This window comes from Fervidobacterium riparium (genome assembly GCF_025370035.1).
GTDB classification, from domain to species: domain Bacteria; phylum Thermotogota; class Thermotogae; order Thermotogales; family Fervidobacteriaceae; genus Fervidobacterium; species Fervidobacterium gondwanense.
Genome location: NZ_CP009277.1, coordinates 1,472,501 through 1,491,463, shown reverse-complemented (window position 1 = coordinate 1,491,463; position 18,963 = coordinate 1,472,501). Strand labels below are relative to the sequence as shown.

Sequence of the window (18,963 nt, the reverse complement as noted above, 5' to 3'; positions counted from 1 at the left end):
ATAAGAATGAAAATAAAGGAAATAAACATAAAAAAGTACGGACCTCTCGAAAACAAGTCATACAAGCTCGGTAATTTTACGCTATTCTACGGACCAAATGAAAGCGGGAAGACGATGGTAGTAGATGCGATTGTGAAGTTCTTGTTGGGAAAGAAAAAGGGATACCTCAAAGCTTTCGATAGTATCGACAGAGTTGAAGAACATCCTGAAGGATATCTAATAATAGAAAACGATGGAAAAGAATTAAAAGTAAGCAAAGGAGAATTCACAGAGCTTCTCAATATACACTATGAAGAATTAAGAGGCGTCATAGTCGTTCGAAACAGCGACTTAAACGTTGCCAAGGAACTGAAAGAAAAGAAAAATTTTTATTCACTGACTTCAGAAAAACTGGTAGGAACAAAGCTTTCGAAGCTCCAAGAACTGAAAAAAGCTCTATTGAAAAGCTCGATAACAACAGAAACAGGGAAACTTAAGGATAAAGAGGGACAAAACTATAAAGAAAAAGCCGAAACTGCTCAACAATCAATTGAGGATATTGAAAGGTTACTAAATGATCTACACCAAAGAGGATATGACAACATAGAAACCAAACTTCACAATCTAAAAAAACAAAAAGAAGAGTGCGAAATAAAATTAGAGAAGTTGAACCAACTTAAGAAAAAAATTGCTTACGAAGAATGTAAAACCATTCTTGAAGAGCTAAAATCAATTGAAATAAACATGGACAAACTCAGCATTTATTCTTCCGAAGCTCTTCAAAAATACATCAACCAAGAGAACGAAATAAAAAATCTTGAAAGCCAGCTTCAATTTATCAAATCAGAAACAGAAAAAGCAATTGAAAAACTCAACTCAGTGGCAGATTTTCTTCGAAAAAAAGAAAGCTTGTTAAGAGAATCTAAGATTAAGCTAGATGAAGTTAATAAACTGGAAAAGCAAATTGACGAATACAAAAATGAATACGAGAGAAAAAGCGCCGAAACTAAGAGAAAAGTTAAAGTATGGAAAGGCATTGCCGTAACCAGTTTAACAGTTGCTCTTATATTTTCTGTACTTGTGCTGTTAAGATTTGATACTCTCCCTCTGTTTTTCAAACTCTCCCTAATGACCGCTTTTTCTATACTTTCTCTTGTCTCATTCACACTTTCTGCAAACAACAGGAAACAAATACATTTTTTAGCTAAAATAGAAGAGGATTTGAGGAAACATGGTGGTACAATATTTTTCCAAACATTCGATACGCAGTCCCAGTTGGAAGAAAAGATTTCAAAATTCAAAAACGAACACAGACAATTAGAAAAAGAAATAACAGAACTAGAAGTTCAAGAAAGCGAGTGGAAAAAGAAGAAAAACGATTATGAAAGAAAGCAACTTGAATTAATAGAAGCAATAAGCAAGGCACAAACAGAGCTAAATAGAATTAAACTTTCTCTCAATGTAGAAAACACAGAGGAATTAAAAAACAACATAGAACTTCGGAACAAATTAAAAAATAGACAAGAAAACCTTAGAGGAAAACTTGTGCAAAATCTTAGAATTCTGAACCAAAAAAGAATTATTGAAAGCGAAAACTTAGAAACGTTTGAAAATGTCTTAAATGAAGCCGCTGAAACGATATTTTCCTACCCAGTGAAGCTAAACGAAAAAGACATGGAATCCTTACAGAGTCTATCTGAAGAAAAGTTAAAGTCGGAGTGCAAAAACATATCAGAAACGATCGAAAAACTTATCACGATTCAAAACCTTGCACAAAACCAGATGAGAGATATTGTTAAAAAGCTTCTTGACGTTGGATTAAATGAATGTGTTCCTGTAGATGATATTAACAACCTCTACATCTCAGATATGGAAAGAATAATAGAGGGTCTAAAAAAGTACGTCGAAAAGATTAGAACATTGAGTGAAGAAGACAAATTAGCGCTTGCCATACTTGAAGAAATTGAGAAGGAAGAAAAAGAGAATATAGCATCAATATTTGAAAATAGCAAATTGATAAATATATTCCACGAGCTAACAGACAATAAGTATGAACTTATGTACAATTCTGAAACAACCGACGTTATTGTAAAAGATCAAAAAAGCCAAGTCTTAAAGCCGGAACAATTATCTGCCGGCACGTACGACCAACTCTACTTTTCGATTCGTCTTGCGTTAGCTGAACAACTCTTCGGACAAGAAAAGGCATTTTTCATACTTGATGACCCGTTTATAAAATACGACAAATACAGATTAAGCAAACAACTCGAGAAACTCTTAGAACTCTCCAAACAAGGCTGGCAGTTTGTGTACTTTACGGCGAAGGATGAAGTGTTAGAAACTTTGGAAAGACTAAATAGCACAACGTGTGATTTCAAAATGTACGACATCTAATCAAAATCAAATGCCGACAACAAGAAAGAAAGCCGGTCTTAAACCGGCTTTCTTTTGTGTTCCAATTATTTGCTTTTATTGAGCTTGTCCATATATTCGTATATCTTGCTCTTTGCAAACTCTCTGAGAATCTTCGCTCTAAATTCAGAAGGTATCGCACGAACAGCATCATCTATACTCGCTGTAAGCTCAATTTTCATCATATCATCGTTAAGGGTGTAGTTGTTGTTATAAGCGAATTTGAGCGTTACTTTCTTGTTCTGTTTGTCTATGTTAATCATAGGCACATTATTGAGGAACAAGTTTGCGAGCCATTCCAAATTCTCTTGCGTTGGTTCTTGACCTGAAAAGATTTGTAGTAATACAAGAACAAATTTAATATAACTTGCCGAATCGTTGAACACTTCATCGAAGAACCCTCTCTTTACACCGATGTTGTTGTCGCGGTAGTCAATGTATTCCTTATACATCTTTGTGAAGTCATACATCATGATTAAATTCAACGTTGTAGTTGCTTCTGTTTCGCTTTCTTGAGTTACAACAGGTAAAATTAGCTCCCAAGTTATATCTACTTTCTTTTTGTTTGGCAGAGCGTCATTTAACTCAGAGAGTATATCTTTGACCTTGATTGGTGTCTTACCGTTGATTTTGAAATTCGCATCAACAGGCTCTTCTAAAACAGTCTTTGCTACAAAACACTCCTCAGTTTCCGCAGCTTTCGCCATAAGCGTTGTAAATGTTTCCTTTCCGTCCTTTCTGAATCCTTTATCGGTCACTATGTTGTTGTCATTCTCAAAGTCACCAATTTCAAGATAGCTGTTAACAAGCCATTTCAGACTATCAAGAACTTCCTTGACGTTTGTTAATTTGAAAGGTTCAAGTTTGAATACATCTACCATGTTCAGGAAATCCTTTGGATTGCCTATCGCAAGCAACTGGTTGAATTTGTTGCGCAGCAATTCATAATTGAGTGCAAACGGATCTTTGCCAAGCTCGTTCTCGATTTCTGAAATAAGCTGTGCTGCACTTTCATTTACCAGAGCCGTTCCGGAACTCTCAGCAACTTCTTCCCAAGCCTTTGCTAAGTTCTTGTTCTGGACTGCAACGTTGTAGAAATAGTATAGACTTGCAAGCACTCCATAACTAATGGTGAAATCCCTGTAGTCAAAATACAGTTTGTCTGGTTCTGAAATGGACGGATTAATCTTCTTAGCGAGTTCAAAAATTTTTTGTTTTCTTGCACCATGAACCTCGATTATGTAATTCTTCCTATTCGGATGGTTGAAAAACTCTTTTGCACCTGCTCTTAGATACTCTTCTATCTTCTTGACGAAAGCCTCATAACCGTCAAGCAAAGATAAGACTTCGCTCGGATCGAACGGAAGCTCGTCTAAATTTACTTGTTTTGTTGAAAATCCGAAACTCTTTTGAGCAAATCCAAGACTCATCGCCTGTTCTAAAATTTGCTGGGTCTCGGTAGCTGCAAGCAATTCGACAGCGTATCTTGGATCACTCGGTTCTAACTTTGTCGAATCAGATACAGGCTCCGTTGGAAGAGGTTTGATTCCCTGCAAAGCTGTACAACTGGAAATACTGAAAATCGAAAGAAGAAGCACCGTACTCAAAATAAACACCAAAAAAACTTTCTTGCCACCTTTCATCACAAGAATCACCCCCATGCGAACGTGAGTTATGTCTACAATTTTACACCATAAAATGTAAATGTCAATATCAAAATGAACAAAAAATCGAAAATAAAAATGTACAAAAAATAAACTTAGTTTTGCTGGTTTGTGTTGCTAAAATATACTGTTTTTGACTGCAATCTGTATGAAGGACCTTTTATGAAAATCACGTAAGAATGATGGAGTAGCCTATCCAAAATTGCATTTGCTATCGTCGCTCCACCAAATATCTCTCCCCACTCTGAAAATACAACATTAGTTGTTATTATTGTGCTGCTCTTCTCATATCTGCTTGATATCAGCTGGAAAAATAAATTCGCTCCATCATTGTCTATAGGCAAATAACCTATCTCATCTATTATTAAAACTTTGTATTTCGAAAAATGCTTAAGTCTGTACTCTAATCTGTTCTCTAACAGTGCTTTTTTTAGCTGAGCTATTAACTCTTGAAAATGTATAAAATATGTTGAATACCTTCGTTTTGCACACTCTATACCTATTGCTGTGGCTAGATGCGTTTTCCCTACCCCTGGTGTTCCGACAAATAGTATATTTTCATTACCCTCTAAAAATCTCAAACTCATTAAGTCCATTATCTGTTGCTTGTTTATACTTGGCTGAAATGAAAAATCAAAATCTTCTATACCTTTTATAAATGGGAAATTTGCTACCCTCACACATCCTAATATCGCCCTTTCTTCTTTGGCTTTTATCTCTAAATTACTAAGTTCATATAATGCATCTGTCATACTCTTTTCTCCGCTTGCCACTAAATCTAAGTATTTGTCAAGGTTATTCTTTATGTTGTGAAGACCTAACTCTTCTAAGTTGTTAAGTAGTTTCACATAGTTGCTCATTTTTAGATTTTCTCCTTTCTTTAGTTTTTCAACAGATTATCAAATTTCTTTAGGTTCTCCTCACATATCTTGTTAAGCTCTTCTTTTTGACCAACTCTCATTAGCATTAGCTGTTTGTAATCTTCATCGTGATAATTGATACTTTTTTCATCAATAACATGTATCCTTAACAGGTTTGTGTTATAATAAATATAAATTTTGTTTTCCACCTCCTTTACTTGGACTGTCTTTCCTATGTATTCGGGTGGAACAGAGTATTTACTTCCCTTGTAGTAAATCAGAGAGTCCTTTTGGACTTTAACTGACTTGTAGGAATTTAGGTAACTCTCTATTAACCTTTTGTCTGGCAAGGGTTGTAAATACTCTTTTTCTTTTTGAAACAGAAGAGCAGGTGGGACTTGAGTTGTTTGATTTGGCTGCATATTGACCTTTGCGTTTATCTCTTTTATTATCCTTACTAAGTCCTCTTCTGTTTCAAATTCACCCTGATATGGCAGTATCCAATATATAAACTTGTTTGCTGCTTCAACTTTTCCTTTTGTGTACGAATGTCTTGGTTTGCACAGTTTCACTTCAAACCCAAAGTCTTTTGCAAAACTTTTAAATCTTGAATTTACTTTAATTTTCTCACCTGTTATATCAACAACTGCTGCTGCATTGTCAAATAAAATCTCTTTAGGTACTCCGCCTATATCTTTGAATATTCTTATTAGACTTTCTATTAATTCTTCTTGAGTTTTTGTCCTGTTTATCTCAAAGCAGCAATATCTTGAATAACCTAATTTAAAATCAAGAACATTAATAACAAACTCCTCTCCATTTCTTGAGACAAGCTTTATATTCTCTTTCCAATCAACTTGCGCTTGCTCACCTGGATCTGTCTCAAATCTTGGGTGACCTTTTACTTTCTTCTCTGGCTTTAATCCTTTTTTCTTAACATACTTATTGAAATTTGAGTATGTTCCTATTGTCTCATCTTTTGATTTTAAATACTCATAAACACCCTTGACTGTAACTCCTTTGATAGCAAGCTTTGATTTTATCTCATCATAGTATTTGTCCAATTTACTTGGTTTATTTCTATTCTTAGGTTTTCCTTCATAACCCTCATAATACTTTTTTACTGTTCTTCTGTCTATCCCATATATTCTTGCAAGTTCTGAAAAGTTAGGTTTCATTTTCATCGCCCTTATCATGTTTAAATGTGCTGTTAAGTTCTGCATTTGATATCCCTCCTCACTATGAGAAAGGATATCATATCAATGTACAATTTTGTACATCCTTATATTCCACTTTCAGTACATTTTTATTTTATCATCAACAGATGGGCACAACCGCAGCACAACTTTTGATAGAACGTATCCTTGACAAACATCTCAGATTACCAAGAAACGTTATATTACCCACAAAAATAATCGAACGAGAATCTGTGAAAAAGATAATGTGATCATATGAAAACAAAACCATCCCCGGAAAGATTGTTTGATAGTCTCTGGGGATGGTTTATTTTTGCAAACATTTTAAAACCCATGTACTCCTTTTTGGCGTGCTTTGTGTTGGAGTATAACGTAACTCAAGTAACCAGCGATAATATAGAGAAAAGATATCACTGTGAAAATCATAAACTCACTTTTCAAATCAAAAATCGTTTTTGTACCCATCAGAAAATGTCTTGATAAATCTAAGCCCCACGTAAAAGGAAAGACGTACGAAACGTAACGTAAGAACTTCGGTAATACGGTCACTGGAAAGAACATCCCACCTATCAAAGGTGCAGCGTTTCCTACCAAGCTTACCAGTTCATCGGCGTCCTTTAAAAGTAACGTTAACCCAAAGAAAAGGAAGACAAATCCGAACGATGCAATAATGGAAATAACAAATGAACATATAAAAAGTAACAAGTTTAGTGGTTTTATTGTCAATAAATTGCTCAAAAGTGCAAGTATTAATATAGGTACAGATTCTATGGTTACTCTTGAAATGCCGAACACACTCCAAGATAGAATGTACTCAAGTCCGCTCACTGGTGTTAAGAAAATTTCTTCAAATTGTCCTATTCTCATGTAACGTCTCAATGTGAAGATTACTCCCCACAGAATTTCAACGTAATTCCAGTAGGCAGCACCAAGCGCAAGGTAACCGAAGATATTCGTTGTATTCGATGTCCCATAGAAAAACTTTACGATATTCGATTTACTACCAAGATAGTACAAGAATAATAACGGAATTATTGTGAGCAATGGCACGAAGAACGAACCGTAAAAATCTATCTTGTACCTTTTAGCCGAAAGAAATTGTGCTTTAATCAAGTACAAACCTCTTACCATTCTTCCCATTCTCCTTTTTGCCTTATCAAGTGTTCTGCTTTTTTCAACATCGCAACACCGACAACAAGATACACTACACTAATGATACTCACTGTAAGTAAATTAAAGAAAAACTTCGTAACATCGTTGGAGTTTAAGATTACCCTTCCAGCTTCGATTAAATACGTTAATGGCAGTAAGTAACTTGCTATACGAATATAGAACGGGAAATTGCTAACAGGATTTACCATACCAGATAGAAGACCTATTCCGTACTGAATCGAATAATTTAAAGTTCCGATGCGTTTGTACAGAAGATTCAAACCAGCAAAAAATATCGAAAAGAAAGTAATATAAAGCCCACTCACAAGTAACAATAAAAAGAAATAGAACGATAAATAAATATCTATGCCAAGCAACCAAAAAAACAAGAGTGTGAAAAGTGTTATGTACAAATTCATAATGAATGTATCAATTGCTTTTGAAAATAAAAATGCAACTGTGGAAATCGGTGATAAAACAATTGTTACAAGTGTTCCTTCCATACGTTCTTCCGAAAAGCCATCACCAACACCGAAAAAGTATTGATTCAACCAATACCAAAGGAGTGTACCAATAAGTATGTTGTTTACTATATCTTGCTGAGTTGTTATCTTTGCACTGAAAACGTACGGTGCAATCATAAAAAATGGAGTGAGCGCCATATTTATCCAGACAAATTTGTACTTCCTACGCACTTTCAAGTCTTTCATCGCTAAGATAAACACACTTTTTAAAGTATCCAGCACGTTCTTCACCTTCATTCGTTTTCAGCATATTCGGAAGATTGCAAAAAGAGTTCAGAAAGCTGGTTGTAAACATCTTTACTTGCGAAAATATCACCGTACCTTGAAATAAGCTCAATTTTTCCATTTTTCAGAAGTACTATCTTTGCATCCTCACTCAAATTGTGCAGTATGTGACTTACCATAACGACAGTCACACCATCTTTGCTCGACTTTTCTAAAAAAGAATTAACCTGAATGACGGCGTTAACATCGAGACCATTCAAAATCTCATCTATGAAGAGAATCTTTGGTTGATGAATTAAAGCTTTACAAAGTAACAATTTCTTACGCATTCCAGTTGAATAATCTTCAACGAGCTTATCTTTGTCATCGTATAAACCAAAAAAGTTAAGTAACTCTTCGGCACGTTCTATTCGCTTCTTTTTTGGAACATTGTAAATTCCACCGAATATGTCAAGGTTTTCCCAAGCCGTTAGCTTCCAATATAAACTTCTTTCGTTAGCAAGCACAACACCGATATACCTTGCGAGTTTTTTCCAGTGCTTTTTTACGTCAAAACCTAAGATGTTCACTTCACCTTCATCTGGTAAAAGTAAACCTACCATGATTCGCAAAAGCGTACTCTTACCAGCGCCGTTTGGACCTACCAATACGGTGAATTCACCTTCTGAAATGTTCAAACTTACATTTTCAAGCACTCTTTGGTCTCCAAAGGATTTACTAACACCTTTCAATAAAACAAGACTCAAGGAACGATCACCCTTTCTTGATTTAATACATATAATTCAATTAAATCTGAACTATACAATGTTTCTAAAAATTCTTTCCAACAATCTTTCGGAGTTTGCTTTAAAAATGAGTTGTATTTACAGCCACCATCACAAATTGGAAGAAAAGTACAACTCATACAAGTTTTATCATGAGAAATGGATTCTAAGAAATTAGCATATTTTTTAATGAATATCTCTTCGTTAGACATTATCTCTTCGTAATTTGCGATTTTGAAATTACTTACTCCAATTCCAGAAATACAATTGTATACATCACCATTCGGAGCTAAGACAAGGTCGGATTCTTTTTTGTATGTGCAAGGCCAAACATTTAGAAAATCGATGATCCTAAAGCCAAAATTAATCACAGATTTGACTGCTTCAACGTATTTTTCGGCGTACTCTTTTTGACAAATATTGATTCCTTTTAATGATAATCCACCATTTTCTGGATTCGTTAATAAACCAATATTAAAAATAACCCTTTCTGATAATACTTTCACTCCGAATATCTCAACGAGCTCGTCTAGCATCTTCTTGTAATAAAAATTAGAGTTTGTCTCATCTAAAACGGTATGAATCACCACAGTTGAATTTGAATAACAAAATATTTTACTCATGTTATCCATTATTCTGTCCCAACTACTTGCCCCATCTTTTCGTGGACGTCTTGCATTATGGAGCTCTCTTGGACCATCTAATGTCAACTGAATAACTCCAAATTTTCTGTGGTTTAATATTGAAAACAAATCATCAAAAACAAAATTTCCATTTGATATTATATTAAACTGTTTAAACTTTTCTTCAGATTCAATTTGTTCAAGAACCTGCTGCAAATAATCAATTTTTAGCGAAGGTTCCCCGCCAAAAAATGTAATAATAAATGATTTTGGATTGAAGATACTGAGAAGTTTTCTGTAAAGTTCCACTTTCTTCACAGTTTCAATTTCCAGTTGGGTTTTGTCTATTTTTGGTCCATTTTGCATGCAATATACACAACTTAAATTACAATCATAGGTAATTGCATCTGTTATTGACAAAGTATCGTTTGAATATTTTATCTTATTATTAATATAATTCATTAATGCAATTCTTTCATCTGAATCATAACTTTCGAATTTTGTGTTCAATGAGTTCTTATTTACTATCTTAATTTCACGCATTAAAAGATCATAATATATTATCTTATCATATTTATCAATTTTTACAACAAATCTACTCATTTCGGTTCCTCCCTATTTCGAATTTCAGTTATTTATTCTGAAATTCAAGTCTTCTAATTCGATCCAATAAAATATTAGACCCGGGTCTAGTAACATTAAACCATTAGGTTATTTTTTACTAATCTCAATGCTCGCACATCTTTGACTTCTATTTATACAACCACCAAGTGGAACATTACCATTGATTAATCTTTTCAAAATATTCATCTGTTATACCTCCTTGTAAGAATCAATAATTTTTAACACGATTTACTCTGCGCAGAGTTATTTTAATTATATCAAAAAAAAAAGTCAATACTGTAACACCATATTCGTTGAATAGAAATAAAATCACCTATAAGATATAAAAAATCCCCCGACGAAGTTAAATGTGTTTCCGGGGGATGTTCATTTCTCAATTACTTTTGCCTTTGAAATTTTTCCGCACTGATGGTGACGATGTATTTGTTGCCATCAACTTCAACTTGGTAATTTATCGAAAAAGTATCAGGTAGGTTTTTCAAAACCGTGTCATCGATCGTTTCCCAAAAGATATTTTCCGCTTTTAATTGGGCTTTCTCTTGCCTTAGTGCTTCTTCAAGCATGTTTCTTTGCATGGGGATAGTTGATAAGACTATTGCAACGAGTATTAGAAGAACAATTATCGCAGATAGTATTTCGATGTAAATCACATCATCTTCACCTTCATCTGTTTTCTGATAGGAATTTCATTATACCTTGCGCAGCTTTTTTACCAGCTCCCATGGCTAAGATAACTGTTGCTGAACCTGTTACAATATCTCCTCCAGCGAAGACTTTCGGATTACTTGTCTGACCGTATTCGTCTGTTATTATGTAACCGTATTTGTTTGTCTTTAAATCTGGAAATTGACTGAGCAGAAATTTATTCGCTTCAGTACCTATCGCTTCGATAACTGTATCCATTTCCAAGATAAAGTTACTGTTTGGAATCTCAACAGGTCGTCTTCTACCACTTTCATCAGGCGCGCCAAGTTCCATCCTGATACATTCGATAGCTACCAAATTACCATTTTCATCACCGATGTACTTGACAGGTGTTGCGAGTGTGTAAAATTTAACACCCTCTTCTTTCGCATGTTCGATTTCCGCTTTTCTCGCTGGCATTTCTGCTTCTGTTCGACGGTATATTATAGTGACGTCTGCACCAAGTCTTAGAGCACTTCTTGCTGCATCCATTGCGGTGTTTCCACCACCGATTACAGCCACTTTTTTGCCGATTCGTATAGGTGTATCGTACTCCGGGAATTTGTACGCTCTCATAAGGTTTATCCTTGTTAAAAATTCGTTGGCAGAATACACACCGTTCAACTCACTTCCGGGTATGCCCATAAATTTAGGTGTGCCAGCACCGACACCGATGAAAACGGCATCGTAAGATTCGAGGATTTCCTTAACGGATATAGCGTATCCAACTGGTATATTCTTGAAAAATCGCACATCGAGTTTTTCAAGTGCGGCAATTTCTTTTTTGACTATCGATTTTGGTAATCTGAATTCTGGTATACCGTACGTCAATACACCGCCGAATTCGTGCAGGGCTTCGTATATATCCACGGTGAAACCATATCTACCAAGTTCAGATGCAACCGTCAATCCGGCTGGTCCAGAGCCGATTATAGCCACTTTCTTATCTTTTGCTTTGCTTATGTTGAATTGAAATTTAGTATTTTCATTTTCGTATTCGATGTTGTTTTCATCCGCCCAATCTGCGACGAATCGTTCAAGTGCACCTATGTTGATTGATCTTCCAATTTTATTTAAAATGCATAACCCCTCGCATTGTACCTCTTGTGGACATACACGTCCACATATTGCTGGCAGATAATTGTAAGATTTTAAAATCTTATACGAACCTTCGAAATTACCCTTAGCTATCTCTTTAATAAAGCCCGGTATATCGATACCGACCGGACAACCGGATATACACGTTGGTATTTTACATTGTAAGCATCGTGAGGCTTCCTGTTGCGCCAATTCTGGTGTGTAACCGAGCGATACTTCCAAAAAGTTAGTTTTTCTTATTTCAGCAGGTTGTTCTGGCACGTGGACTCTGTCTTTCACAGCCATGTAGGTTCACCAACTTCTTTCAGATATCTTTCAAGAGCCAATTTTTCTTGTTCTTTGTATTGGTTTAGCCTTTTGATGAAGCTATCCCAATCAACGTATCTACCATCGAATTCTGGTCCATCAACGCATACGTACTGTATCTTTTCGGAATTATCAGTTTTTATCACCGTTCGGCAACCACCACACATACCAGTACCATCTATCATGATAGAATTCAACGAAACCCAAATGGGAATGTTGTATTTTGTGGCAATTTCACTTGAAAGTTTCATCATGATAGCTGGTCCTATCGACCAAATTACGTTGTAATTTTCTTTTTCAAGCTCGATTTTCATGGCATCTATCACGTTACCTTTGTATCCGAAACTTCCATCGTCTGTTGTTGGTAAAAGTTTATCGGCAAATGTGAATTCATCTCTTAATATCAAATCTTGGATTGTTCTTGCTCCAATTATAACTGTTATGTTGTTGCCTGCACTTTTTAGCGCTTTTGCAATTGGTAATATAGCGGCTATTCCAACTCCACCACCGATTATTAGTACGTTTCCATGATACTTAATTTCACTTGGCTTACCGAGTGGTCCAACTACATCGTAAAGTATATCGCCTTCGTTGAGCGAGCACAGTTCGTATGTGGATTTCCCAACCGCTTTGACAACGATTCTGAACGCTTCACCATTGGACTCGGCTATCGTTAGAGGTATGCGTTCGCCTTTTTCACTTATCCTCACTATAACAAACTGACCAGGTTTAGCTTGTCTACCAATGAGATCATTTTTAATCCAGACATCATGAACTCCGTAGGCTAATTTACGCTTACGCAATATCACGTTGTTAAGCTCTTCTTGGTTCATTGATAATTCCTCCTATACTTAGGTGAGCAAAGAAAAAAATGTATTGTTATACTGTTTTCTGGGCGTCTATTAAAGCTAAGAACTCTTCGTTCGATTTCGTTTCTTTCAATTTTGAAAGTATGAGTTTGAGACCTTCTTCTTCAGACATAGAGCTCAACATACGCCTAAGGATCCACACTTTCTTCAATTCGTTTTGCCCAATCAATAATTCTTCTTTTCTTGTACCCGAAAGTGCAAGATTGATGGCTGGGAAAATCCTTTTGTTAGCAAGCTGTCTTGAAAGCACAAGTTCCATATTACCTGTACCTTTGAATTCTTCAAATATCACTTCATCCATCTTCGATCCAGTCTCTATGAGTGCGGTTGCGATGATGGTTAAACTTCCACCTTCTCTTGTGTTTCTTGCAGCACCGAAGAAATGTTTGGGTTTGTAAAGTGCAGCCGGATCAACACCACCAGTCAACAGTTTACCACTTGGTGGAACGGTTATGTTATAAACCCTTCCAAGTCGTGTAAGACTATCAAGGAGCACAACAACGTGATTTCCATATTCAACAAGTCTTTTGCACATTTCAAGCGTAAGTTCAGCAATTTTTATCTGCTTATCGGAAGGCATATCAAACGGGGCTGCTATAACCTTTGCATCTACCGATTCTTTGATATCTGTAACTTCTTCAGGTCGTTCATCGATGAGTAATACGATTCTAATTGTATCAGGATGGTTAGTTGCAATTCCGTTGGCAATTTCTTTGAGTATCGTGGTCTTACCGGTCTTCGGTGGAGCGACGATCATTCCCCTTTGTCCTTTACCTATCGGTGTGAACAAGTCAATCAACCTTTGGTGGTAAACCCTGAGCAGGCAGAAATCGTGAAGTATATTTTCGCAGAAGTATTATCGGGCAAAGGTACACAGAAAGTTGCAGATGATCTTAATCAAATGGGTATACCTACTAAAAGAGGTGCTCGTTGGACTGCTACTACAATTCGAGGGATATTAAAAAATGAGAAATATACTGGGGATGCTATACTGCAAAAAACTTATACAGATTCCCGATTTAATAAGCGCACCAATTATGGTGAGAAAAATAAATATTTAATAGAAAATCACCATGAGGCAATTATCAGCCATGAAGTATTTGAAGCAGTAGAAGCTGCCTTAAATCAAAGGGCAAAAGAAAAGGGCATAGAAAAGCGTAACAATAAATACCAAAACCGGTATTCTTTCTCTGGAAAAATTATTTGCTCGGAATGTGGTAGTACCTTTAAAAGGCGAATTCATTCATCTGGTGCAAGAAAATACGTAGCCTGGTGTTGTAGCAAACACTTAAAGCAGATAACAGAATGTTCCATGCAGTTTATTCGAGATGAGGATATAAAGAAGGCATTTGTTACGATGATGAATAAGCTGATTTTCGGCAGAAAACTTATTCTACAACCACTATTAGAGGCTTTACGTGGAATGAACAAGTCTGATAACCTTTCAAGAATTCAGGAATTAGAGAAGCAAATTGAAAAAAACGCGGAACAGAGAGAACTGCTTGTAAAGCTTATGGCGAAGGGATATCTAGAACCTGCCCTTTTTAATCGAGAAAACAATGAACTGCAAATGGAAGCAAACAACTATATGGAGCAAAAAGAAGCATTAATTCATGCCTTAAATGGAGAATTATCAAAGGTGCAGGAAGTCAGTAACTTAATAAAATTTACAAATAAGGCTGAAATGTTAAGTGACTTTAACGACCAACTTTTTAATGATTATGTTGAAAAAATAATTGTCTTCTCAAGAGTAGAGATAGGTTTCATTTTAAAATGCGGAATCACACTAAGGGAAAGGATGTGAGAAAAGTGGCACATACGCCTTACGGCTATAGGATAGAGAATGGTAGAGCAGTTATCGATGAAGAAAAAGCTGAAAAGGTTAGGAGTTTGTATAGGGGATACTTATCAGGCCTTTCTTTATCGGTCGCAGCAAAGACTGCTGGAATAGATGCTTATCATGGAACTGCTGGAAGGATGCTAAGAAACGAACGTTATCTTGGTGATGATTATTACCCTGCCATCATTGATAAAGAGACCTACGAAAAAGCAGAAGCAGAGAGGGTAAAGAGAGCGAAAAAGCTAGGTAGAATCTTTGAACCCAAGAAAGAAGACAAACCTACTATTTCTAAGAAGTTTACCATAGGACAAGTAATTCAGAAGTATACAAATCCTTTTACACAAGCGGAGTATGTTTATAGCTTAATAGAAAGTGAGGGACAGTAAGATGGCAGTTAGTAAAAATGTAATGATTATACCTGCAATAAAACGCATGGGCAACAATCGAAAAGAAGATGAAACACCAAAACTTCGGGTTGCTGCTTATTGTCGAGTTTCTACCGACAGCGATGAACAAGCTAGTAGTTACGAAGTGCAGATTGAACATTATACTGAATTTATTAAGAAAAATTCAGAGTGGGAATTTGCAGGGATCTTTGCTGATGATGGTATCAGCGGTACAAATACAAAAAATCGTGATGAATTTAATCGAATGATTGATGAGTGTATGGCTGGGAAAATTGATATGGTTATTACCAAATCAATAAGCCGATTTGCTAGAAATACCTTGGACTGTCTACAATACATCAGAAAACTTAAAGATAAAAATGTTGCGGTATATTTTGAGAAAGAAAATATCAATACACTGGATGCCAAAGGTGAAATTATGCTTACCATTATGGCATCCTTAGCGCAACAAGAGAGCCAGTCACTAAGCCAGAATGTAAAGCTTGGTTACCAATACCGATACCAACAGGGAGAGGTAATGGTCAATTGTTCTAGGTTTTTAGGATATACCAAAGATGAAAATAAGCGATTAGTAATTGTGCCGGAGGAAGCTGAAATTGTTAAAAGGATTTACCGAGAGTATCTTGAAGGCTCCAGTATGGATAAAATCAAAAAAGGACTTGAAACTGATGGCATACTTACGGGAGCGGGGAAAAAAAGGTGGCATACCAGTACTATAAGGAAAATATTAAGCAATGAAAAATACATTGGTGATGCATTGCTCCAAAAAACTTATACGGTAGATTTTCTTACAAAAAAGAGGGTTGTGAATAACGGAATCGTACCTCAGTATTATGTAGAGAATAACCATGAAGCCATTATCCCGCGTGAAATTTTCATGCAGGTACAAGAAGAGTTAGTTCGTAGAAGTAGAGGACATATAAGTACTAGTGGAAAGAAAAGAAACTTTAGTTCAAATCATGTATTTTCGCAAATTATCTTCTGTGGTGAGTGTGGCGAAATATACCGTAGAGTTCATTGGAATAATCGAGGTAAAAAATCGATTGTTTGGAGATGCGTCAGTAGACTTGAGAATACAGGGTTAACTTGTCATTCCCGAACCGTGCTGGAGGATATGATAGGTATTGCTACGGTAGAGGCAATTAATAAACTAATAGGGCAAAAGGATGGCTTTTTAACTATCTTAAAGGAAAATATAGAAACAGTGATAAGTGAAACGGGCAATAATGTTGTTTCCGAGATAGATAAAAAGCTAGAGGAATTACAAAAAGACCTTTTGAGACTGGCCAATTCCAAAGAGGATTATAACGATATAGCCGATGAGATTTACAGGCTCAGAGAGGAAAGACATAAGGCTTTAGCAGAAGAAGCTGGCAAAAAAGGCTCCAAGCAAAGACTAGAAGATATGGAAAAGTTCCTAAATGAACAATCCACCCTCCTTGAGGAGTATGATGAGCAACTAGTAAGGAGACTTATAGAGAAAATAACGGTTTATGATGACAAACTAACTATTGAATTTAAATCTGGTGTAGAAATTGATATAGAAAAATAAAACGAATTTGACCGCCGATTGAGGAGAAATACTTCTTGATGGGCGGTTCTTTTCTATTTATACTTGGGGATAATCTAATAAGTGAACTCGTTTCAGCAAGCTGAAACATCGGGGAATCAGATGGAGAGTCTACTCCACCTGATTAAAACCCACCTACGCTGCGCTTAGAGGTGGCGGTCTTGACCGTAAAGCTAAAAGATAAACACACTTGAACAATTACTCATATGTTTTTATTGACAAACGGAGAATTGAGGTTTATAATACATATGAAAGCTTATTCAAGTGTTCAATTGAATGATAAGGAGGTGATATAAATATGGCAAAAAAAATTCAACCAATTGAAAGATGCGACTGTGATGTAATACATGAGGAAATTGTAAATAAAGTGCGAGAAAAAATGCCTCAAGAAGAAACTCTATATGATCTAGCAGAACTATTTAAAGTTTTTGGAGATTCAACAAGAATTAAGATACTCTGGGCATTAGATGAATCAGAGATGTGCGTTTGCGATATTGCATTCTTATTAAATATGACCCAATCAGCAATTTCACATCAGCTAAGAGTCTTAAAGCAGGCTGGACTAGTAAAGAGCAGAAGAGAAGGAAAGATTGTATTCTACTCTCTTGAAGATGAACATGTAAAGCAAATATTTGACCAGGGATTAATTCATATTTCAGAAGAAAGTAAGTAAAGGAGGGTCAGTAATGTTAAAGAAGGAAGTAATTTTAGAAGGTTTAGATTGCGCAAATTGTGCAGCTAAAATTGAAGAAGAGGTTAATAAATTAAATGGAGTCAAAGCCTATATGAACTTCATGAACAAGACATTGACTTTAGAAATTGAATCAGAGCAAGAGTATAAGAATATATTACAGCAAGTTAAAACCATAGTGCACAAGCACGAACCGGATGTGGTAGTGAAAGAAAAATCCGTTAACAAGAGCAATAAAAAAGTATTAATACTTGAAGGACTTGGCTGCGCGAATTGTGCAGCTAAAATGGAAAAAGAAATAAGCGGTCTAGAAGGAGTTGAATTTGCTGCAGTAGATTTTGTTTCGAAGAAACTAACACTGGAAATAAGTCCGAAAGTCAACCGCTCTGAGTTAAATGAGAAGATTGAAGGCATAGTAAAGAAAATAGAGCCAGATGTAAAGGTCATTTTTGAGGAGAACAACTCCAAGACCAAAATAAACGAAAATAATGAAGAGGAAGAAGAAGGTGTCAACAAAAAAGAAATCATAAGACTTGTGGTCGGTGGAGCAATATTTGCCGTGGGAATCATCTTTAATTTCCAAAATTGGCTTGAGCTTACCTTGTTTATTATTAGTTATATCATAGTTGGTGGAGAGGTTGTCTTAAGAGCAATAAAAGGTATTGCCCGCGGTCAGGTATTCAGTGAGCATTTTTTGATGAGTATTGCTACCATTGGTGCTTTCTTCGTTGGAGAGTATCCAGAAGGTGTAGCAGTTATGCTATTCTATCTGGTAGGTGAATTGTTTCAGGATATAGCTGTAGGTCACTCCAGAAAATCAATACGTGCTTTGATGGATATTCGTCCTGACTATGCAAATCTTAAAGTTGGCGATGAGATCAGGAAAGTATCTCCTGAAGAGGTAAACATAGGTGACATCATTATTGTTAAGCCAGGAGAAAAAGTTCCCCTCGATGGCAAGGTTATAGAAGGAAACTCAATGGTTGACACTGCAGCGTTAACAGGGGAATCTGTTCCTCGTGAACTCGGGCCAGGAGACGATGCATTGAGCGGATTCATTAATAAAAATGGCGTTTTGACAATAGAGGTAACAAAGGATTTTGGTGATTCAACTGTATCTAAAATTTTGGATCTGGTTCAGAATGCCAGCAGTAAGAAGGCTCCTACAGAAAAATTTATAACAAAATTTGCCCGTTTCTATACTCCGATTGTAGTCTTTGGAGCATTAGCCTTAGCAATCATACCTCCATTGGTGATCCCCGGTGCAACTTTCTCTACATGGATATATCGAGCCTTAGTGTTCTTAGTTATATCTTGTCCATGTGCGTTAGTAATTTCAATACCATTGGGCTTCTTCGGAGGGATTGGTGGAGCAGCGAAGAGAGGTATATTAGTAAAAGGCAGTAACTATCTTGACGCGTTGAACAATGTGGAAACAGTTGTTTTCGATAAGACAGGTACTTTAACTAAAGGTA

Annotated in this window: 16 protein-coding genes and 2 pseudogenes (1 of these 18 running past the window's edge); 7 read left to right on the top strand and 11 right to left on the bottom strand. The window is 36.0% G+C overall.

The annotated features are described in order from the left end of the window. The first annotated feature begins 6 nt into the window (after positions 1 to 6). Entirely contained in the window at positions 7 to 2,373 is a 2,367-nt protein-coding gene (locus tag IB67_RS06980) for an ATP-binding protein (protein WP_339747718.1), read from the top strand. A 65-nt stretch (positions 2,374 to 2,438) separates the two neighbouring features. On the opposite strand, the gene IB67_RS06975 is transcribed toward IB67_RS06980, so the two are convergent. The 3 genes from IB67_RS06975 to istA all read right to left on the bottom strand — a co-directional run bounded on the left by IB67_RS06975 (position 2,439) and on the right by istA (position 6,138). Next, entirely contained in the window at positions 2,439 to 4,037 is a 1,599-nt protein-coding gene (locus IB67_RS06975; protein ID WP_339747715.1) for a hypothetical protein, read from the bottom strand. A gap of 113 nt (positions 4,038 to 4,150) precedes the next feature. Next, positions 4,151 to 4,915, bottom strand: a complete 765-nt coding sequence (gene istB / locus IB67_RS06970) for an IS21-like element ISCbe3 family helper ATPase IstB (protein ID WP_014451263.1) — start codon at positions 4,913 to 4,915, stop codon at positions 4,151 to 4,153. Between the two features lie 20 nt (positions 4,916 to 4,935). Continuing rightward, positions 4,936 to 6,138, bottom strand: coding sequence for an IS21 family transposase (istA, locus tag IB67_RS06965; protein WP_214496180.1), 1,203 nt, complete (start codon positions 6,136 to 6,138; stop codon positions 4,936 to 4,938). A 98-nt stretch (positions 6,139 to 6,236) separates the two neighbouring features. On the opposite strand from istA, the pseudogene IB67_RS06960 reads away from it, so the two are divergent. Further along, positions 6,237 to 6,362: pseudogene (locus IB67_RS06960) on the top strand (LacI family transcriptional regulator); the annotation flags it as partial. 73 nt (positions 6,363 to 6,435) lie between these two features. On the opposite strand, the gene IB67_RS06955 reads toward IB67_RS06960, so the two are convergent. From IB67_RS06955 to rho, 8 genes and pseudogenes are all read right to left on the bottom strand, one after another. Then, positions 6,436 to 7,242: an ABC transporter permease gene (locus IB67_RS06955; RefSeq protein WP_004103205.1), complete on the bottom strand. Its 807-nt coding sequence runs from the start codon at positions 7,240 to 7,242 to the stop codon at positions 6,436 to 6,438. Then, positions 7,236 to 8,009 (bottom strand): ABC transporter permease, encoded by a 774-nt coding sequence (locus IB67_RS06950; RefSeq protein WP_011994745.1) that lies wholly within the window; start codon positions 8,007 to 8,009, stop codon positions 7,236 to 7,238. Before IB67_RS06950 ends, IB67_RS06955 begins: the two co-directional genes overlap by 7 nt. An 11-nt stretch (positions 8,010 to 8,020) precedes the next feature. Further along, on the bottom strand, positions 8,021 to 8,758 hold the full coding sequence (locus tag IB67_RS06945; protein WP_004103201.1) for an ABC transporter ATP-binding protein: 738 nt from the start codon (positions 8,756 to 8,758) through the stop codon (positions 8,021 to 8,023). Then, a complete protein-coding gene (locus IB67_RS06940) occupies positions 8,755 to 10,002 on the bottom strand; it encodes a radical SAM/SPASM domain-containing protein (protein ID WP_011994746.1) in 1,248 nt (415 codons plus the stop codon). The genes IB67_RS06945 and IB67_RS06940 overlap by 4 nt, the downstream gene beginning before the upstream one ends. A 398-nt stretch (positions 10,003 to 10,400) precedes the next feature. Further along, a complete protein-coding gene (locus IB67_RS06935; protein ID WP_004103200.1) occupies positions 10,401 to 10,673 on the bottom strand; it encodes a hypothetical protein in 273 nt (90 codons plus the stop codon). 13 nt (positions 10,674 to 10,686) lie between these two features. Then, positions 10,687 to 12,090 (bottom strand): NADPH-dependent glutamate synthase, encoded by a 1,404-nt coding sequence (gltA, locus tag IB67_RS06930; RefSeq protein ID WP_004103199.1) that lies wholly within the window; start codon positions 12,088 to 12,090, stop codon positions 10,687 to 10,689. Beyond that, positions 12,081 to 12,944 carry a sulfide/dihydroorotate dehydrogenase-like FAD/NAD-binding protein gene (locus tag IB67_RS06925; protein WP_004103198.1) on the bottom strand — a complete coding sequence of 288 codons (864 nt, stop codon included), beginning with the start codon at positions 12,942 to 12,944 and terminating at the stop codon, positions 12,081 to 12,083. Before IB67_RS06925 ends, gltA begins: the two co-directional genes overlap by 10 nt. 46 nt (positions 12,945 to 12,990) lie before the next feature. Further along, positions 12,991 to 13,797, bottom strand: a pseudogene (gene rho / locus IB67_RS06920) (transcription termination factor Rho); the annotation flags it as partial. Between the two features lie 15 nt (positions 13,798 to 13,812). Here rho and IB67_RS06915 point away from each other — a divergent pair. The 5 genes from IB67_RS06915 to IB67_RS06895 all read left to right on the top strand — a co-directional run. Continuing rightward, on the top strand, positions 13,813 to 14,784 hold the full coding sequence (locus tag IB67_RS06915) for a recombinase family protein (RefSeq protein ID WP_236938446.1): 972 nt from the start codon (positions 13,813 to 13,815) through the stop codon (positions 14,782 to 14,784). Next, positions 14,781 to 15,206, top strand: coding sequence for a recombinase family protein (locus tag IB67_RS06910; RefSeq protein ID WP_011994747.1), 426 nt, complete (start codon positions 14,781 to 14,783; stop codon positions 15,204 to 15,206). Before IB67_RS06915 ends, IB67_RS06910 begins: the two co-directional genes overlap by 4 nt. Position 15,207: 1 nt before the next feature. Next, positions 15,208 to 16,779 (top strand): recombinase family protein, encoded by a 1,572-nt coding sequence (locus tag IB67_RS06905; RefSeq protein WP_011994748.1) that lies wholly within the window; start codon positions 15,208 to 15,210, stop codon positions 16,777 to 16,779. A 316-nt stretch (positions 16,780 to 17,095) separates the two neighbouring features. Beyond that, positions 17,096 to 17,470 carry an ArsR/SmtB family transcription factor gene (locus tag IB67_RS06900; protein WP_004103228.1) on the top strand — a complete coding sequence of 125 codons (375 nt, stop codon included), beginning with the start codon at positions 17,096 to 17,098 and terminating at the stop codon, positions 17,468 to 17,470. Positions 17,471 to 17,483: 13 nt separating this feature from the next. After that, on the top strand, positions 17,484 to 18,963 hold the 5' portion of the coding sequence (locus tag IB67_RS06895) for a heavy metal translocating P-type ATPase (protein WP_498875189.1). 881 nt of this gene lie beyond the right edge of the window; only the first 1,480 of its 2,361 coding nucleotides appear in the window; the start codon lies at positions 17,484 to 17,486; its stop codon lies beyond the right edge, outside the window.